The sequence below is a fragment of the Pilosibacter fragilis genome (genome assembly GCF_032490495.1).
GTDB classification, from domain to species: domain Bacteria; phylum Bacillota; class Clostridia; order Lachnospirales; family Lachnospiraceae; genus Pilosibacter; species Pilosibacter fragilis.
On record NZ_JAVYJB010000012.1, the window covers coordinates 20157 to 36354 of the forward strand.

Consider the following 16198-nt stretch of genomic DNA (forward strand, 5'->3'; position numbering starts at 1 on the left):
CAAAGGAGGATCCTATGCATCGTTATATTATAAAGCGATTACTCATGATGATTCCGGTTATCATCGGCGTCTCATTTCTTGTGTTTTTTATCATGGATCTGGCACCCGGAGATGCGGTAGATCTTATGGCACCAGAGGGTGCGACCACTGAGGAGCTCGCGGAGATCCGTCATGATCTTGGACTTGATAAGCCAGTGGTTCTGCGCTATGCAGATTATATGATCGGAATGCTCCATGGTGATATGGGCGTTTCTTATGTGTCAAAGACCGATGTGTTTTCCACATATGTAGAAAAACTTCCGGCAACGATTAAACTTTCTTTTGCATCTATTCTTGTTTCAATCCTTTTATCAGTTCCTCTGGGTATTTATTCTGCGACAAAGCAGGGAAGTATTCAGGATAATATTAGTATGATTCTGGCGATGCTTGGACTATCGATGCCAAACTTCTGGCTTGGCCTTCTGCTGATCATCGCATTTTCCCTCAATCTTCATTGGTTCCCATCGGGCGGTGATCAGACGCTGTCGTCGATCGTACTTCCGGCTGTCACGATCGGTACAGGTCTGATGGCAACACTGACCAGAACGACAAGATCGTCAATGTTGGATGTTCTGAAGCAGGAGTATTTAAGAACTGCCAGGGCAAAGGGAATCTCGGAAAAAACAGTCATTATGTCTCATGCGCTCCGAAATGCTTTGATCCCGATCATTACGATCATGGGAACACAGTTAGCGGGAGTACTTGGAGGAAGTGTCCTGACAGAAACTGTATTTGCATGGCCGGGAGTCGGTCGTCTGATCGTCGATTCACTAAACATGAGAGATACTCCGTTGGTAACCGGCAGCATTATTATGACGACAATTCTTGTAAGTATTGTTTTACTTATCGTTGACCTTTTATATGCAGCGGTGGATCCACGGATCAAGGCACAGTATGCAACCGTAAAAAGGAGGAAAAAGAATGGCTAAAACGGTAAAAAACGCTCCGAGAAAAGCAAGAAGCCAGATGGCTGAGGTACTGCATCAGTTCCGGAAAAATAAAGGTGCGATGCTTGGCGGTATGCTCGTCCTTGTTATTATATTTATTGCTGTTTTTGCAGATTTCCTTCTTGATTACGATACACAGGTAATTGGTCAGAATCTTGCGGAACGTCTTCAGAGCCCAAATGCGAATCACTGGTTTGGAACAGATGAACTTGGGCGTGATATTTTCTGCAGAATCCTGTACGGAACAAGATTTTCATGTTCAGTAGGACTGGTTGCCGTGACGATCGGTCTTGTTATCGGCGTAACGCTGGGAGCTATCGCAGGTTTCTTCGGAGGCTGGCTGGAAGAATTGATCATGCGCTGTACCGATATTCTCGGAGCAGTTCCGAATATGCTTATGGCGATCGTTATCGTTTCCGTACTTGGACAGAGTATCTGGAACCTGATGCTTGCGGTTGGAATTACGAGTGTTCCCCAGTTTGTCCGGATTACAAGAGCGGCTGTCCTTACTGTCCGGAACCAGGAATATGTGGAAGCATCGAAGGCAATTGGACTCAACAACAGAAAGATCATATTTAAACATATTCTTCCGAACTGCCTGTCTCCGATCATTGTTCAGGCAACGCTCCGGGTAGCATCCGCGATCATTTCTGCATCAAGCCTTAGCTTCCTGGGTCTTGGTGTTCCGGCTCCGTCTCCGGAGTGGGGAGCTCTTTTATCAGGAGGAAGAAAATATATCCGTGACTATTCTTATATGACATTGTTCCCGGGACTTGCGATCATGATTACGGTACTTGCACTGAATCTGATGGGTGATGGCCTTCGCGATGCCCTTGATCCAAAATTAAAGAAATAGGAGGGCGAATATGGCAGAGAATGTTCTTGAACTCAAAAATCTTCGTGTAAAATATGAATTGGAGGAAGATACCGTTGAGGCTGTAAACGGTGTCAATATCCAGCTAAAACAGGGAGAAACGCTTGGCCTTGTTGGAGAGACGGGTGCCGGTAAAACAACTACGGCCTTATCCCTTTTAAGATTGATCGATTCCCCTCCGGGAGTTATGGAATGCGATAAAATGGAGATCTGCGGGGAAGATGTTCTTGGGATGAATGAATCCGAACTGGAGCATATCCGGGGAACGCTCGTATCTATGATCTTCCAGGATCCGATGACTTCGCTGAACCCGGTATTTACCGTGGGACAGCAGATCGCAGAGAGTCTGCTCCGTCATGAAAAGGTGAATCATGAAGAAGCCTGGAAGAAGGCGGAAGATATGCTGGAGCTTGTTGGAATTCCGAGAGAACGTGCGATTGAATATCCGCATCAGTTTTCCGGCGGAATGAAGCAGCGAGTTATTATTGCAATCGCCCTTGCCTGCAGTCCGAAATTGCTGATTGCGGATGAACCGACAACCGCATTGGATGTAACGATTCAGGCACAGATCCTTCATCTGATGAGAGAACTGAAAGAGAAAAAGAATACATCCGTGATCATGATCACCCATGATCTGGGTATCGTAGCAGAGACGTGTGACAGGGTGGCTGTTATGTATGCCGGAAAGATCATCGAGGAAGGAACCTTGGATGAAGTTTTCAATCATACACTCCATCCATATACAGAAGGTTTATTCAACTCATTACCAAATATTAAAAATAGAACGGCAAGACTTCGACCGATCCATGGTTTGATGCCGGATCCGACGGATCTTCCGGAAGGATGCGCGTTTGCTCCGAGATGTAACTATGCAACAGAGGCATGTAAAAAGAGAAGACCGGATCTTGTAACATTCACAGGAACACATAAGGCTGCCTGCCTTGCATATGAAGACAAAGATTTCCATATCGAGAGGGGGAAAAAGAATGGCTGATACGATTCTTGAAGTCAAAAATTTGAAAAAGTATTTTAAAACAGCCAGGGGAACCCTGCATGCGGTCGATGACGTGAGTTTTACGATCGAGAGGGGAAGGACGCTTGGAATTGTAGGAGAATCCGGCTGTGGTAAATCGACAACCGGTCGTGCGATTCTGAGATTATTAGAGCCGACATCCGGAAAGGTGGTCTTTGACGGAAAAGACATCACTTCTCTGAGTGCAGCTGAAATGAGAAAGATGAGAAGTGACATGCAGATCATCTTCCAGGATCCTTTTTCTTCGTTGGACCCGAGAAAAACGGTCAGCCAGACGATCGCAGAACCGATCATAGAGAACAAGATCCTGAAGGACAAAAAAGCAATTGAGGCACGCGTGAAGGAACTGATGGAAACAGTAGGTCTTGCGCAGCGTCTCGTCAATACATACCCGCATGAGCTTGATGGTGGAAGAAGACAGAGAATCGGAATTGCCAGAGCGCTGGCGATGAACCCGAAATTTATTGTCTGCGATGAGCCGGTATCCGCACTGGATGTGTCCATTCAGGCACAGATCCTGAATCTACTTCAGGATCTGAAAGAGCAGATGGGGCTGACCTTTATTTTTATCACGCATGACCTCTCGGTTGTTAATCACTTTGCGGATGAGATTGCGGTTATGTATCTTGGTCAGTTGATCGAGAAGGCACCGACCGAGGAGCTTTTCGATCATCCGATCCATCCGTATACGCGGGCACTTCTCTCCGCGATTCCGATCCCGGAAGTTGGAATCAGCCGTCCGGAAAGAATCCTCTTAAAAGGCGAGATTAGTTCTCCGATCGATCCGCCGGATGAGTGCAGATTTGCAAAGAGATGTATTTATACCTGTGACCAGTGTCATCAGTCATGTCCGAAGCTTATGGAAGTCAGACCGGGTCATTTTGTTTCCTGTCATTTGTGGAAGGATTTTTTAAGTGAGTGAATATAGGAGGATAAAGCATGTATCAGGTATCAGAGCGGGTAAAAAAACAGTTTGCATATACAATGAGTATTCCGTGTGTAAAGGAAGCTATGAAATTTATACAGGAAGATGAGAGGAATACGATTGAAGAACAGAAAGAACTGGTTCTCATAGAGGCTCCGACGAGAGAGGAAGAAAAACGAGCTGCGGTCATGATGGAAAAATTTAAAGCTCTTGGCCTTGAAAATGTTCACATTGACCGCGGTGGAAATGTTGTTGGCCTTCGAAGAGGAAGCGGCAAAGGACCGAAGGTATTGATCGAGGGTCATCTGGATACAGTCTTTCCATTTGGAACGGTACATGGTGTAGAGGAGAGAGACGGATTCCTCTACGCACCGGGAATCGGTGATGATACGAGAGCACTGGCAATGCTGTTGGGACTTTTAAGAGCATTGAATCAGAACGAGATCAAGACATTCGGAGACATTGTATTTGTGGCAACTACCCGCGAGGAAGGTATGGGTGGCCTCGGCGGAATGAAAGATTTCCTGAATGATAATGACGACATTGATATTTCACTCACAATTGATAACAATGACATGAGCGCACTGATCTTCGAGGCGACAAGCGGAGAAACCTACGAGGTCAACTTTTATGGTATCGGCGGTCATGCGTTTGGATCGTTTGGCGAGATGGCACAGCCGATCCATGCAGCAGCCAGAGCAGTTGCGAAGATCGCTGATTTTACAGTTCCATCAGATCCGAAGACAAGCTTCTGTGTCTCAAATTTCCACGGTGGAACTGCGGCTGGAGTGCATGCGATCGCATCGCAGGCAACCATCAAATTTAATTTCAGATCAAATTCACCGGAGGAGCTTGCAAAGCTTCGCACAAAAATCTTTGATGCGATCGAAGAAGCATGTCGGGAAGAAACAGAAAAATGGGGAAAAGATGAGATCACCTGGGATAAAAACCTGATCAGTCAGGTTCCGGGCGGAACTCAGGATTCCCATACACCACTGGTAGAATCCGCGTGGCTTGGTTTGAAGTCTCTGGATATTGAACCGGTATTCCATAAAGGCGGCTGCACAAATGCGAACGTAGCGGTTTCGAAAGGAATTCCATCGATCTGTCTTGGACGCGCGTTTGCACCGGATGAAAATAGAAAAAATATAATGAATCATAGTGTTCATGAAAAGTTTCCGATCACCGACTCATATAAGGCAGTTCAGCAGGCATTTATGGTATTGATGATGGCAGCAGGAATCGACGGGGAGACTAATTCTGTTGTGGAGGGAAAATAGATTATGAAGAAAATGACACTGATCGCTACAGGAGATGCGTTTATCACAAGAAGATTTCCGGAAGGCGGTTATGAAGGATTTGAGCAGGTCAGAGACGTGATCAGTCAGTATGATGTGAAATTTTCGAATCTGGAGATGACATTCCACAATGAGGAAGGATATCCGGCAGCATTTTCCGGAGGAACCTGGGCAATGGCAGATCCAAGAACCCTTGATGATATGAGATCGTTTGGTTTTAATCTGTTTAATACGGCAAATAATCATTCCTGTGACTACAGTCATGGAGGCGTTCTTGCGACGATCCGGAATCTCGAAGAGAGAGACATGATCTTTGCCGGAACAGGAAAAAATCTTTCCGAGGCATCAAAACCATGCTATCTGGAGACGAAAAACGGACGTGTCGCAATGATTGCGGTCTCTTCAAGCTTCCATGAGTCAGGAATGGCTGGTGGACAGAGCGCGGAATTGATCGGAAGACCTGGATTAAATCCTCTTCGTTATGAAACGATTTACCATGTCACGGAAGAGAATTATAAGAAAGCAGAAGAACTGGCGGCGCTTACAAAGATCAACGCAACGATGGAGCGGTCTGTAAAAAATGGATATAAGAATCCGCCGGCTTCCGGAACACTGCCCTTTGGAACATACAAATTTGTTCTGGATGAAAAAGACTGGATCGAGAGCGTTCCATTCCCGGCTGATATGGAACGTGTCGAGAAGGAGATCATTGAGGCAAAAAAACAGGCAGATATCGTTCTTGTAAGCTTTCATGGTCATGAGACAGATGGGGAAGACACAACGGTTCCATCCATGTTCCTTGAGACATTTTCAAGAAGATGTGTGGATGCGGGAGTTGATGCGGTAATCGGACACGGACCGCATGAACTTCGTGGAATTGAGATCTATCACGGAGCGCCTATCTTCTACAGTCTGGGAAATTTCCTCTTTGAGACAGAAACTGTGGAAAAGCAGCCTTACGATGCATACATAAATAAAAAAATGCCGCTGGATACCAAGGTTGGTGCTTATATGGATGCCCGTAGTAAAAATGGCACGGCCGGATACGGAGTGCTTCCGGAGATCTGGTTATCCGTGATGGCAGGCTGGACCATGGAAGATGGACATTTAACAGAAATCAAACTGTATCCGATTTCTCTTGGAATGACAGAAAAAAGGCCGCAAAAAGGAGTTCCGGTGTTGACCGGTGATGAGAACGTACTGTCATACCTGGCAGAGCTTTCAAAACCTTATGGAACTGAGATGGAAATTAAAGACGGCGTAGGAACGATCAGCCTTTAAAGAAGATAGAAGGTGAGCGGATATGGAAGAGAGAAAGCGTAAAATTCTGAGCGAAATTGATCGGGACAGGGAAGAACTTGAATAAATCGATCAGAATCGATATAATCAATATGAAGACTGCGCGCCTGTGTGAGAATCAGATCACCAGGTGCGCGCAGCGTAAAGGAGAGGAGTACCTATGAACAAAATCACAAATGCGTCAAGATTTCTTTTTGAGGAACTTGTATCCAGAATACAGGAACGTTCCAACGCAGTGGGAATCGCGGTTGCGATCATTGACCGAAATGGAAATACACAGTATGAAAAGTTTTTTGGATACCGGGATCAGGAGAGAAAATTGCCGATCGATGAGGATACGATCTTCGGGTTAGCGTCCGTCACGAAATCCTTTGTGGCTTTATCGATCATGCAGCTAGTCGAAGCTGGAAAAGTAGATCTGGATGATCCGGTGAGCAAATATATTCCGGAATTTACAAACCGCAATCAGAAACCGATAAAGGTATGGCACTTTTTATGTCACACAGCGGGCTTTTATCCGATGCACCGCACAATCATCAATGAGATCGCGCAGAAGGCAGGACTGGATGAGAATGAGACAGGGGATTTTGCGTTCTGTGAGAAGATCGCATTGGAAGGAACAAAGGCAGTCGCTGAGCTGCTGGATGCCCAGACAAAGGAAAACGGCGGTCTGATCGGAGATCCGGGAAACTACATGAGCTATTGCAATGATGGCTTTGGACTTTTGTCAGAGATCGTACGTCGTGTCGGCGGAGAGAACAGCTTTGCGGAATATGTGAAAAAACATATTCTTGAGCCTCTTCATATGGAGCGGAGCAGCGGAGAGTATGTAAGACCGGCAGCGGATGCGAATGCGGCAGTTCTCTACAAAATGCAAAAAGGTGTCATGACCTCCGGCAGAGATTACCATGACAATGCATTTTCCCTCGGAGGAGCCGGTTCCCTGAAATCTACGCTTGCCGACATGAAAAAATACATCTGCATGTATCTGAATTACGGAAAGGGGATCGATGGAACAAGGATCCTCTCCCAGGAGGGTGTACGGACGATGTGTCGCCCAAGAATCGATTATCGCCCGGATAGCCATTATTGCTTTGGCCTTGCGCAGAAGAAGCTGGATGACCTGACGGTTATGGAGCATGGCGGAAGCCTGCCGGGAGTTTCGTCGAATTTATCCTGGTCGTATGATGCCGGAGTGGGCGTTATGGTACTGTGCAACACGTCGGGCGTGCCGGTTAGCACGATCGCGGATGCAGCAATGCGGATGTATCATGGAAGAAATCCGATCGAGGACCGATTTGTTTATCAGGAGACGGAGTGGAATGCGAAAAAGAGAAAGGCGATGTGCGGCACCTTCCGTTCAGATGAAGATAACAATATCACGATCTTTGAAAAAGATGGAAATCTGGCAGTCAAAGAGGGAGAGACGCTTCTTCGATTTGTGCCGGTGCAGGAATTTTTAGGGATTGTGCGCAACCCGGATAAGGATGGCTACGTGAGATTCTTCGAAAATGAGAATGGTGAGATCTTTGCAATCGGATACGGTGGAAGAATGCTGCCGAGAGTGAAAGACTGATTGGATCAAAGTTTGAGTATGAAAATGCCGGGTGATCAGAAGAATGATCATCCGGCATTTCGTGATTTTGATAGGAATATGTCAGCTTCGCTGACCGGAATCATGTGCAAAGTCTCACGGACGTTTCGACTTGAATTTAACCGCCATACGGAATCTATGCAGTGTGTTTTATATGACGATCAATTAGTGGATAAAGCCTTCTGCCCACTTTTTAAAGTTTGCGAAGTCCTCTTCGTTCGGATGGGAGAGGCCTTCATTGTACGTGTCGCGAAGAAGCTTTCCCTTTGCGTCCTCCGGGTCCTTTTCGAGCATTGCGGCAAATTTATCGGCGACTGCCGGCTGCATTTTCCCCTGGCAGACGAAGCCTGTCAGAACGGTGTTGTTTACGGGAATATTTGCCTCTGCCTGCTTTAAGATCGAGTGGATGTAATCAGGAGCGGCATATCCGGCTGTGCCGAAAAGAGCGATCTTTGTATTCTGAAGGTTTTTTAAGAAGATCCGTGTCCTGTCATCGCAGCTTCCTTTATCGGTCCAGAAGCCGGCGAAGATAAGGTCCGCTCCAAGATCCGGGGAGTAATGGGATGTATCACCGAAATAAACACAGTGCTCATGCGGAAGGATATCATGGAGACGATCTGCAAGTGCTGCGGTATTTCCGGTCTTACTGGAATAAACGATTGCATATTTCATTGGCATTTCCTCCACTTACTGTAATGATGCGGCAATTGCGTCTGCAAGTGCGTCAAGCTCAGCCTCCTGATTGTCTTTCAGGGCAGATTTAATGGTCACATCTGACTCGAGCACATGGATATTTTTCATTGTACCGAGGATTTCCCCCATCTGTTTTGAGGTGGTTGCCGCCCAGGTTCCGTTCTGGATCAGGGCAGCGGTACGGTTTGTAAGACCGTGGGCTGCAAGCTGGTGGAGCAGTGTGTCCATATTGCAGAAGATACCGCCATTGTAGGTGATGGATGCAAAGACAATCGCGGAGGTACGGAACGCGTCTGCAATGATGTAGGACGGATGGGTCTTGGAAACGTCAAAGACGGAAATATGGCGGATGCCGCGGTCGGCAAGCTTTCCGGCAAGGATATCGGCAGCTTTTTCCGTATGACCGTAAACAGATCCGTAGGCGATCGTTACAGATTTCTCTTCCGGCGTATAGGAGCTCCATTTGAGGTATTTATCGATGAGCCATGGGAGATCTTCTCTCCAGATCACGCTGTGGAGCGGGCAGATCATCCGGATCTCGAGCCCGGCAGCCTTCTTTAAGAGACCCTGTACGGACATGCCGAATTTTCCAACGATATTTGTATAATAACGTCTCGCCTCAGAGAGCCAGGCAACCTTATCGTCGATCTCGTCAGCAAAGATATTTCCGTCGACAGCGCCGAAGGAACCGAAGGCATCAGCGGAGAACAGGATCTTTTCTGTCTTTTCATAGGTAACCATGACCTCCGGCCAGTGCACCATCGGGGCCATCACGAAGGTAAGCTCATGGGAGCCGAGAGAGATGGTATCTCCCTCTTTTACCAGAATCGCGCGGCTGTCCACATCAAAATCAAAGAACTGTTTCATCATTCCCACAGCCTTTGCGGTGCATACGATCTTTGCCTCCGGGTAAACGGCGATCACATCGGCGATGGACGCACAGTGGTCCGGCTCCATGTGGTTTACGATCAGATAGTCCAGAGTGCGGCCCTTTAAGGCAGCGGTCACATTTTCGAGAAAATCATGGGTGAAGGACGCGTCCACGGTATCGAAGAGTGCTGTCTTCTCGTCAAGAAGAACGTAAGAGTTATAGGACATTCCTGTAGGAACCGGATAAACATTTTCAAAGAGAGCGATGCGGCGGTCATTGATGCCGACCCAGAAAAGGGAATCTGTAAGCTTTCTTATGTTATTCATGTTAGAAACCTCCTGATATTAATATTGCTGTGGCGTTTTCCGAATCTGCCAGAACGAGAACGGTGAAATACCGGAAAGGTACTGGCTTCTGAAAGAGTCACAAAAGGTCAAAAAATAAAATCATCTGGACCTATATATTCCTATTGTCGGCAAATTTTAACAATATAAAAGTAAATCCAGACAAGACAGAAATATTGACGCAGATATACTATCATTTTAAATGGAAAGTCTTTGGAAAGCAAGTAAAACCATCCGGTAAAATCTTAAAAAATTATTAAATACCAGTTGACAAGTTGGGTATGAAGTCATATAATTCACTTGAAATTGATATTCGTTATCAATACGACTGTTCCCACAAATGGTTTGGTGAGAGGTGATAGAAATGCTTACAGATGTAATTGTTTTGTTGCTGGTTGCCATGGCCGTGATCGGTGTGATAAAGAGTATCCGGAAACAGAAGAAGAGCGGTTCCTGTGGGGGCTGCTGCGGTTCCTGTTCCGGTTGCAGCGGATGCGGCAGTGTCCATTACGATACAGCTCCGAAAGCTCACAAAGCCTGAGCGGATGGGAGTGTAAAGAGGAGGAAACATGATGCCAATGACATTTTTACGTGCCGGTGAGACCGGTATGATCCAGCGTGTCGGCGGAGCGGAGGATACAAAGAGATTCCTCGCGAATCTTGGCTTCGTGGACGGAGCGGCAGTGACAGTGATCTCTGAACTCAACGGAAACCTGATCGTAAACATCAAGGATTCCAGAGTCGCGATCAACAAGGAGATGGCAAAGCACGTTATGGTGCAGTAGCTGTGAAAAAAGACGGTGACTGTTCAGCAGTTTGCCTTATCCCGCAGGGAAGTGCAGACTGGGAAGAATGGGCAGTTATGGATGATGAAAGTTCAAGTGGGAGATTTCCCACTTTGCTTTTTCCCCAATGGTTAGTATGTGCTAATTAGCATCAACTAATCGAATACTTTTGGAAAAAATTCACAAAAGGCAGGGGAATGGATCCGGACCGCAGGAGCGATCCACAGGGATAGAAAGGAGAAGACATGACATTACGTGAAGTTCCGGTACATACAACGGTTAAAGTTGTGAAGATCAACGGAGAGGGCGCATTCCGCCGCAGAATCATGGATATGGGCATTACCAAAAACAGCGAGATCTACGTTCGTAAAGTGGCACCGCTCGGTGATCCGGTCGAGATCACGGTCCGTGGATATGAACTGTCGTTGAGAAGAGACGATGCGGAAAGTGTCGAAGTCGTTACAGTCTGATGACGGATAAATGTTTTGCCTGATGTGTATGCAAAGCATTGGCAAAACCTGGTTGCTGTCCGCCCGGAATGTGGACAGCAGCAACACAAGTGCAGGAAAATAGGAGGATGAAAAATGGCTATCAAAATCGCATTAGCCGGAAACCCGAACTGTGGTAAGACGACCATGTTCAATGCCCTCACAGGCGCGAATCAGTACGTCGGAAACTGGCCGGGTGTAACTGTAGAGAAAAAAGAAGGTAAATTAAAATCTGCCAAGAGCGGTGAAGAGATCATCATCACAGACCTTCCGGGTGTTTACTCCCTTTCCCCGTACACACTGGAGGAAGTCGTCAGCCGTGATTACCTCGTTCACGAGAAACCGCAGGCGATCATCAATCTGGTAGACGCAACAAACATTGAGAGAAACTTATATTTGACGACTCAGATCCTCGAGATCGGTATTCCGGTTGTAATCGCGTTAAACATGGCTGATCTGCTTGCAAAGAGCGGGGATAAGATCGATGTGAAGAAGCTTTCCGAGATTTTCGGCTGTGAAGTCGTTGAAACCTCCGCATTAAAGGGCACAGGTCTTAAGGAGGTTGTCGAGAAGGCAATCGAGGCAGCGAAGAAGAATGAGTGGAAGAATCCGGCCGGAATCTTCTCCGGAAGCGTAGAAAACGCGATTGAGAAGGTTGAGGAGGCTGTCGGTGACGCTGTGGATGCAGACCAGAAGAGATGGTTCGCGATCAAGCTTCTTGAGAAGGACAGCAAGGTCATCGAGCAGTTACATCTTCCGGCATCCGCTATGGCAGCGGTCAACACGGAGGTTACCCGTCTTGAGAAAGAGACTGATGACGATACAGAGAGCATCATCACAGACGAGCGTTATACATACATCGGAAGCGTGATCGACAAGGCCGTTAAGAAATCCGGCAAGAAGCTCTCCACATCCGATAAGATCGATAAGATCGTTACAAACCGTATTTTAGGTATCCCGATCTTCGCGGCAGTGATGTGGTTTGTTTACTACATCTGCGTAAGCACACTCGGAACCATGGGTACAGACTGGGCGAATGATACATTCGGCGGCGGCATTCAGGAATGGGCAGGCGCAGCACTCGCGGCAGCAGGCGCAAGCGACTTTATCCAGAGCCTTGTTGTAGACGGTATTCTCGGCGGACTCTTCGCTGTATTCGGGTTCCTGCCGCAGATGGCACTCTTATTCTTAATGCTCTCCATCCTTGAGGACTGCGGATACATGGTACGTATCGCATTCGTCATGGACCGTGTGTTCCGTCACTTCGGACTTTCCGGTAAGAGCTTCATTCCGCTCCTTATCGCATCCGGCTGCGGTATCCCGGGTATCATGGCCTCCAAGACCATTGAAAACGATAACGACAGACGTCTTACCATTATGACAGCTACATTTATTCCGTGCGGTGCGAAGCTTCCGGTTATCGCTCTTTTAGGCGGCATCATGGTCGGCTGGACATCCGGAGATTACTCCGATGCGGGAAATACAGCATTCTTAATGTATGCGTTGGGTATCGCCTGCGTCCTTGTAGCAGCGATCATGTTAAAGAAGACAAAACCGTTCTCCGGCGAGGCAGCTCCGTTCGTTATGGAGTTACCGGCATACCACATCCCGTCCGCTAAGACCGTTCTTATGCACACCTGGGAGCGTCTGTGGGGCTTCATTAAGAAAGCCGGAACGATCCTGTTCCTTGCCTGCGTGATCATGTGGATCCTCTCCACATTTGGTTTCGAGAATGGTGCGTTCGGTATGGTAGAAGATACAGAAAACTGCTTGATGGCGATCCTCGGAAGCGCTCTTGCATGGATCTTCGCTCCTCTCGGATGGGGCAAATGGCAGTGCGTTGCAGCGGCGATCTCCGGATTCTCCGCAAAAGAGGGTATCGTTTCCACAATGGGTGTCCTTGCAAATGTCAGCGAGGATCTCTCCGAGGAGACAGACGTTGTCGCAGCCGCGATCAGAGACTGGTTCCCGACAATGGCAGCAGCCTTCTCCTTCCTTGTATTCAACCTGTTAAACTCCCCGTGTCTGGCGGCTATTTCCACAATGGCCCAGCAGATGCAGTCCAGAAAGTGGTTCTGGTTTGCAATCATCTTCCAGAACGTGTTCGCTTACTGTGTAGCACTGATGTTCTACCAGTTCGGACTTCTTATGGAAGGTGGTTCCTTCGGAATCGGCACAGCAGCAGCTGTTGTTGTTCTTCTCGGATTCCTCTATATGCTGTTCCGTCCGGATCCATATAAGAACCAGAAGAAGGCATCCCGCCGCTCTGTGGCAGCATAATTTTGGCAGTATCACTTCATTATTCCATAGAAACTCTATAAAAGATCCAGGTCAGAGGCGGACGTCGCTTCGTGGCCTGGATCTTTTCAGTTGGAAACCGCATAGCTTATAGAAGGAAGATTGCGAGAGCCGCGCCGGGGTCCGGACGGCCTTCGCGGATCAAAGGAGACAAAAACGATGGAAAATATCGGAAATATTATTCTTGGGATCATGATCCCGTTTGCGGGGACGACACTTGGAGCTGCGTGCGTATATTTTATGAAGAAGGGAATCCGTCAGAATGTGGAAAAAGGCCTTCTGGGCTTTGCGTCCGGTGTCATGGTGGCGGCATCCGTGTGGTCGCTTCTGATCCCGTCCATGAATCTTTCCGCGGATCTGGGACGCCTGGCGTTTCTGCCTGCGGTGACCGGATTCTTCTGCGGCATCCTGTTCCTGCTGTTCCTTGATGGACATGTGCCTCATCTTCACATCGGGTGCGACGAACCGGAAGGTCCGTCCTGTACGTTAAAAAAAAATACGATGCTTGTCCTTGCGGTGACCCTTCATAATATTCCGGAAGGAATGGCGGTCGGTGTCATGTTCGCGGGACTTCTTACGGCAAACAGCGGGATCACGTTAGCCGGTGCGTTTGCCCTGTCCGTCGGGATCGCGATCCAGAACTTCCCGGAGGGGGCGATCATTTCCCTGCCGCTCAAGGGTGAGGGGATGAGCAGCAACCGTGCATTTCTATATGGAACACTTTCAGGCGTTGTAGAGCCAGTGGCAGCAATTCTCACCGTTTTGATGTACAGGATCCTCGCTCCGGTCCTGCCGTATCTTCTCGCCTTCGCTGCAGGTGCCATGATGTACGTGGTCGTGGAGGAACTGATCCCGGAGACTGCGGAGGGAGAGCACTCGAATATAGGAACCATCGGGTTCGCGGTCGGGTTTGCATTGATGATGATGCTGGATGTGGCACTTGGGTGATACAATATGGACGACTGTGCATTATCGCGGAGCGTTTATCTCAGTCGGACCTGATTCCCACTGAGACGAGTTTGTTGTTACTCACTACCTGAAAGAGGTGAGAGTCTTCCCGGCTAAGATAATATTATATGGAAGGGCGACGCCCCCTTGTCCTCTGTCAGGTGGAAAAAGGTCAGAAGAATAAAAAGAAAAGTGGATATCCAGAGTCCATGATGTGACTCTGGGATATCCACTTTTTATTTCCGACAATCAGATTTTTCAACACGGATCAGTCAAATTGTCAAAATTACATCTATTATCGGGAATGTTTGCTTAATTAGAATCTCTTCCAGGTACCCCGATAGAAAAGCAGCAGCAGCGGGAAGAGCTCCAGACGTCCGGCAAGCATATCAAAGGTCAGAACCAGCTTGGAGAAGTTGGAGAAGAGCCCGAAGTTCTGGGCCGGGCCTACAAGTTCCAATCCCGGTCCGATGTTGTTTAAGGTCGCCGCGACGGCGGTAAAGTTTGTCACAAGATCGAAGTTGTCGATGCCGATGAGCAGCACGGAAATAGCGAAGATCAGGATGTATGCCGCCATGAAGACATTTACGGAGCGGAGGACCACATGATCCACCGCGCGTCCCTCAAAATGGATCTTGCGGATCTGATTCGGATGGAGACTCTGGGAGAGCTCCTTTGTCAGGGACCGGAATAACAGCACGACACGGGACACCTTAATGCCGCCGCCGGTACTTCCCGCGCAGGCACCGATAAACATTAAGAGCACCAGGATCGTTTTCGGGATCGTTGGCCAGAGGTTAAAATCCACGGTGGCGAAGCCGGTGGTCGTGATGATGGAAGCAACCTGAAACGCGACATGGTGGAACGCGAGGAACAGGCTGTCGAAGAAATCCCGGACAAAAAACGTGATGACGAGGATCGACGTGGCAATGATCCCGAGGTACCATCGCGCCTCCTCGCAGCGCAGTGCTTCCTTCGGCTTTTTCATATAGAAGAGGAAGTACACGTTAAAGTTGATGCCAAAGAGGATCATAAACACGGTAACTACGCCCTGAAGGTAGGTGGAATAGCTTCCGAAGCTGTCGTTCTTGATGCCGAAGCCTCCGGTTCCCGCGGTACCGAAAACGGTACACAGGGAATCAAACACCGGCATCCGTCCCACAAGCAGGAGAATAAACTCCAGAACCGTGAGGAAGAGATAGAGCCCATAGAGGATCTTTGCGGTGGACTGCACCTTCGGGACCAGCTTTGTGACAGAGGGGCCCGGGCTCTCTGCCTTCATGAGGTTCATATGATAGCCGCTTCCGGTAAGCGGAAGCAGGCAGAGAAGGAACACGAGAACTCCCATACCACCGATCCAGTGTGTAAAGCTCCTCCAGAACAGGATGCCGTGCTGAAGCGGTTCCACGGCGGGAAGAATACTGGCACCGGTCGTCGTAAATCCAGACACAGTCTCAAACAGGGCATCCACCGGATTTGTGATGGATCCGCTTAAGAGGAACGGGATGGAACCCATGATACTCATGACGATCCAGCTTAAGGCAACCGTCACGGAACCTTCCCTTGCGTAGAATACCTTGTTTTTCGGCTGCTTGCGGACAAGGATCACACCTGGGATCAGGCAGAGGACGATCGTGATGAAGAATGCCAGTGCGCAGCTTTCATGGTAGATCAGGGAGACTGCCAGGGACGGCACGAGAAGCGCCGCCTCCACGTCCAGAATCCAGCCGATAATATAAAAGATCATCGAATAATTCATGGA

General features: G+C 48.2%; 15 protein-coding genes. 12 read left to right on the forward strand and 3 right to left on the reverse strand.

The features are described 5' to 3' along the window. The first annotated feature begins 14 nt into the window (after window positions 1-14). From ABCW45_RS11905 to ABCW45_RS11935, 7 genes are all read left to right on the forward strand, one after another. A complete protein-coding gene (locus tag ABCW45_RS11905; protein WP_117470108.1) occupies window positions 15-968 on the forward strand; it encodes an ABC transporter permease in 954 nt (317 codons plus the stop codon). Further along, complete coding sequence (locus tag ABCW45_RS11910) at window positions 961-1842, forward strand: ABC transporter permease (RefSeq protein ID WP_117470107.1); 882 nt, start codon at window positions 961-963, stop codon at window positions 1840-1842. The genes ABCW45_RS11905 and ABCW45_RS11910 overlap by 8 nt, the downstream gene beginning before the upstream one ends. Window positions 1843-1852: 10 nt before the next feature. Next, window positions 1853-2854, forward strand: coding sequence for an ABC transporter ATP-binding protein (locus tag ABCW45_RS11915; RefSeq protein WP_117470106.1), 1002 nt, complete (start codon window positions 1853-1855; stop codon window positions 2852-2854). Further along, on the forward strand, window positions 2847-3815 hold the full coding sequence (locus ABCW45_RS11920; protein ID WP_117470105.1) for an ABC transporter ATP-binding protein: 969 nt from the start codon (window positions 2847-2849) through the stop codon (window positions 3813-3815). The genes ABCW45_RS11915 and ABCW45_RS11920 overlap by 8 nt, the downstream gene beginning before the upstream one ends. A gap of 17 nt (window positions 3816-3832) precedes the next feature. Then, entirely contained in the window at window positions 3833-5098 is a 1266-nt protein-coding gene (locus ABCW45_RS11925; RefSeq protein ID WP_117552800.1) for a M20/M25/M40 family metallo-hydrolase, read from the forward strand. Window positions 5099-5101: 3 nt separating this feature from the next. Beyond that, window positions 5102-6397 (forward strand): CapA family protein, encoded by a 1296-nt coding sequence (locus tag ABCW45_RS11930; protein WP_343220911.1) that lies wholly within the window; start codon window positions 5102-5104, stop codon window positions 6395-6397. A gap of 178 nt (window positions 6398-6575) precedes the next feature. Beyond that, on the forward strand, window positions 6576-7991 hold the full coding sequence (locus ABCW45_RS11935; RefSeq protein WP_343220912.1) for a serine hydrolase domain-containing protein: 1416 nt from the start codon (window positions 6576-6578) through the stop codon (window positions 7989-7991). Between the two features lie 183 nt (window positions 7992-8174). On the opposite strand, the gene bilS is transcribed toward ABCW45_RS11935, so the two are convergent. Together bilS and ABCW45_RS11945 are read right to left on the reverse strand one after the other, a co-directional pair. Continuing rightward, window positions 8175-8681 (reverse strand): flavodoxin family protein BilS, encoded by a 507-nt coding sequence (gene bilS / locus ABCW45_RS11940; protein ID WP_343220913.1) that lies wholly within the window; start codon window positions 8679-8681, stop codon window positions 8175-8177. Between the two features lie 15 nt (window positions 8682-8696). Continuing rightward, window positions 8697-9899 (reverse strand): FprA family A-type flavoprotein, encoded by a 1203-nt coding sequence (locus ABCW45_RS11945; RefSeq protein WP_117470099.1) that lies wholly within the window; start codon window positions 9897-9899, stop codon window positions 8697-8699. A gap of 382 nt (window positions 9900-10281) precedes the next feature. On the opposite strand from ABCW45_RS11945, the gene ABCW45_RS11950 reads away from it, so the two are divergent. The 5 genes from ABCW45_RS11950 (at window position 10282) to ABCW45_RS11970 (ending at window position 14436) form a co-directional block, all read left to right on the forward strand. Next, window positions 10282-10458, forward strand: coding sequence for a FeoB-associated Cys-rich membrane protein (locus tag ABCW45_RS11950; protein WP_015552721.1), 177 nt, complete (start codon window positions 10282-10284; stop codon window positions 10456-10458). Between the two features lie 28 nt (window positions 10459-10486). Next, complete coding sequence (locus ABCW45_RS11955) at window positions 10487-10702, forward strand: FeoA family protein (RefSeq protein WP_117470097.1); 216 nt, start codon at window positions 10487-10489, stop codon at window positions 10700-10702. A gap of 245 nt (window positions 10703-10947) precedes the next feature. Then, the gene (locus tag ABCW45_RS11960) at window positions 10948-11172 is read left to right on the forward strand and encodes a FeoA family protein (RefSeq protein WP_015552719.1); all 225 of its coding nucleotides are present in this window, start codon (window positions 10948-10950) and stop codon (window positions 11170-11172) included. A 114-nt stretch (window positions 11173-11286) separates the two neighbouring features. Further along, window positions 11287-13470: a ferrous iron transport protein B gene (gene feoB / locus ABCW45_RS11965; RefSeq protein ID WP_343220914.1), complete on the forward strand. Its 2184-nt coding sequence runs from the start codon at window positions 11287-11289 to the stop codon at window positions 13468-13470. Window positions 13471-13647: 177 nt separating this feature from the next. Beyond that, window positions 13648-14436, forward strand: a complete 789-nt coding sequence (locus ABCW45_RS11970; protein WP_117470095.1) for a ZIP family metal transporter — start codon at window positions 13648-13650, stop codon at window positions 14434-14436. A gap of 316 nt (window positions 14437-14752) precedes the next feature. Here the strand turns inward: ABCW45_RS11970 and ABCW45_RS11975 are convergent, their stop codons facing one another. After that, a complete protein-coding gene (locus ABCW45_RS11975) occupies window positions 14753-16195 on the reverse strand; it encodes a TrkH family potassium uptake protein (protein WP_117485118.1) in 1443 nt (480 codons plus the stop codon). Between the last annotated feature and the right edge of the window lie 3 nt (window positions 16196-16198).

Bases quoted from the DNA above. Each gene is read 5' to 3' on its own strand.
- bilS (WP_343220913.1), bottom strand. From the start codon at position 8,681: ATGAAATATGCAATCGTTTATTCCAGTAAGACCGGAAATACCGCAGCA.
- ABCW45_RS11930 (WP_343220911.1), top strand. From the start codon at position 5,102: ATGAAGAAAATGACACTGATCGCTACAGGAGATGCGTTTATCACAAGA.
- ABCW45_RS11905 (WP_117470108.1), top strand. From the start codon at position 15: ATGCATCGTTATATTATAAAGCGATTACTCATGATGATTCCGGTTATC.
- feoB (WP_343220914.1), top strand. From the start codon at position 11,287: ATGGCTATCAAAATCGCATTAGCCGGAAACCCGAACTGTGGTAAGACG.
- ABCW45_RS11955 (WP_117470097.1), top strand. From the start codon at position 10,487: ATGATGCCAATGACATTTTTACGTGCCGGTGAGACCGGTATGATCCAG.
- ABCW45_RS11935 (WP_343220912.1), top strand. From the start codon at position 6,576: ATGAACAAAATCACAAATGCGTCAAGATTTCTTTTTGAGGAACTTGTA.
- ABCW45_RS11945 (WP_117470099.1), bottom strand. From the start codon at position 9,899: ATGAATAACATAAGAAAGCTTACAGATTCCCTTTTCTGGGTCGGCATC.
- ABCW45_RS11975 (WP_117485118.1), bottom strand. From the start codon at position 16,195: ATGAATTATTCGATGATCTTTTATATTATCGGCTGGATTCTGGACGTG.
- ABCW45_RS11950 (WP_015552721.1), top strand. From the start codon at position 10,282: ATGCTTACAGATGTAATTGTTTTGTTGCTGGTTGCCATGGCCGTGATC.
- ABCW45_RS11960 (WP_015552719.1), top strand. From the start codon at position 10,948: ATGACATTACGTGAAGTTCCGGTACATACAACGGTTAAAGTTGTGAAG.
- ABCW45_RS11910 (WP_117470107.1), top strand. From the start codon at position 961: ATGGCTAAAACGGTAAAAAACGCTCCGAGAAAAGCAAGAAGCCAGATG.
- ABCW45_RS11925 (WP_117552800.1), top strand. From the start codon at position 3,833: ATGTATCAGGTATCAGAGCGGGTAAAAAAACAGTTTGCATATACAATG.
- ABCW45_RS11920 (WP_117470105.1), top strand. From the start codon at position 2,847: ATGGCTGATACGATTCTTGAAGTCAAAAATTTGAAAAAGTATTTTAAA.
- ABCW45_RS11915 (WP_117470106.1), top strand. From the start codon at position 1,853: ATGGCAGAGAATGTTCTTGAACTCAAAAATCTTCGTGTAAAATATGAA.
- ABCW45_RS11970 (WP_117470095.1), top strand. From the start codon at position 13,648: ATGGAAAATATCGGAAATATTATTCTTGGGATCATGATCCCGTTTGCG.